We start from the raw sequence: 549 nt of genomic DNA on the forward strand, positions 1-549 counted from the left end.
CCGAGGATGTCGCCGCCGATGCCGGAGCCGCCCGAGCCGGTCGAGCCGCCGAAGAGCCCGCCCCAGCTGTCGTCGGCGGCCACGGTCGGGCCGTACGAGCGGACGTCGGACTCGGCCGCCGCGGTCGCCTGTCTGGCGAGGTCGAGCGCCCTGGTCGCCTCGGCGAGTGCCCGCTCGACGTCGGTCGTGCGCAGGCTCAGCGCCTGCGTGAGTGCGGCCTCGGCGCTCGCGAGGCGCGTCCGCGCGGCGGAGCCGACCGTGCCGCGGCGGGTCTCGATGAACTCCCTCGTCGCGCGGATCTCGGAGTTCGCCTGGGCCAGCGTGGGCTCGAGCAGCTGTTGCGCACGGCGCGCGCGGTCGACGGCCTCTCGCCCCTGCGCGAGCGCGGCGTCGATCTGCGTGTTCGCGGCCGTGAGCGCGTCGAGTGCGCGCTGCGGATTCTTCGCCGTGCCCGTCAGATCGGCCTGCGCGACCTGCAGCTGCTGGGCGGTGGCGGAGGCCGCGGCGGCGATCGCGCCGGACGGGTCGGGCAGCTGCGCGGCGGCGGCG

1 pseudogene is annotated in these 549 nt (G+C 77.2%); it reads right to left on the reverse strand.

Annotation, left to right across the window (positions count from 1 at the left end):
* Nucleotides 1-549: pseudogene (locus DW309_RS19180) on the reverse strand (TPM domain-containing protein); the annotation flags it as partial.

It is taken from the genome of Microbacterium sp. K41 (genome assembly GCF_004794395.1).
In the GTDB taxonomy this organism is placed as follows: Bacteria; Actinomycetota; Actinomycetes; order Actinomycetales; family Microbacteriaceae; genus Microbacterium; species Microbacterium sufflavum.